Source organism: Novosphingobium sp. ERN07 (assembly GCF_012641335.1).
Classification (GTDB): Bacteria; Pseudomonadota; Alphaproteobacteria; order Sphingomonadales; family Sphingomonadaceae; genus Novosphingobium.
Genome location: NZ_JABAID010000070.1, coordinates 1 through 654 on the forward strand (window position 1 = coordinate 1; position 654 = coordinate 654).

The 654-nt window shown below is 63.0% G+C and carries 1 protein-coding gene; it reads right to left on the bottom strand.

All coding sequences use genetic code 11. The features are described from left to right. The coding region (locus tag HGI47_RS22120) for a hypothetical protein (protein ID WP_206066369.1) at positions 1-606 on the bottom strand (606 nt) is incomplete at its 3' end. Positions 607-654 lie beyond the last annotated feature (48 nt).

Below are 654 nucleotides of genomic sequence, written 5' to 3' on the forward strand. Positions count from 1 at the left end.
GATCTGTGGTGTGATTTGGATGTTTACGAAGCTTGGGCCGGTGCCGTTGGCAAAGGTTGCCGATCCGATCGTGAACCCTTCGGCGCGCCCTTCGCTCGTGGCGATGACGCCCACAGCGGTGGGGCCAGACGTTGTGGCCGCAAAGCTGGTTGCCACGGTATCGAGTGCGGCGGCAAGATCGTATTTGACGTCCTGCCGCGTGTCGATGCCAACGGTGACAGCCTGCCCCTGGGACAGCCCGTTGACCTGCAAGGTCAGGCGATTGTCGTTGGCGAATTGATCAAGGATTGCGCCGCCGATCGAGATGACGCCATCGACCGCCGTCAGCGCCACCGTCTTGACGGCACCCGTGCTGGTCACGCCGCGCAACGAGAAGCTTGCGTTCACAGGGGCGCCACCGACGTAGAATTCGTGCGGTCGTCCTGCCAACGGTATGGTCAGCACCTGTCCGTTGGTCTGCGCCGCCACTGTAGCCGACCGGAAGCTTTCTTCCAGGCCGAGCGAGTACGTCAGCACATACCCGCCGTTGTCGAGCGCCTGCAGATCGTAGGCAGATACGTCTGCCGCATTGAGCAGATCTGGCGACAGGCCCTGCAGCACGGTCACGCCACCCTGCGCGGTTCCGTTCGCTGCAAACCGTTGTACCGCCAGTCC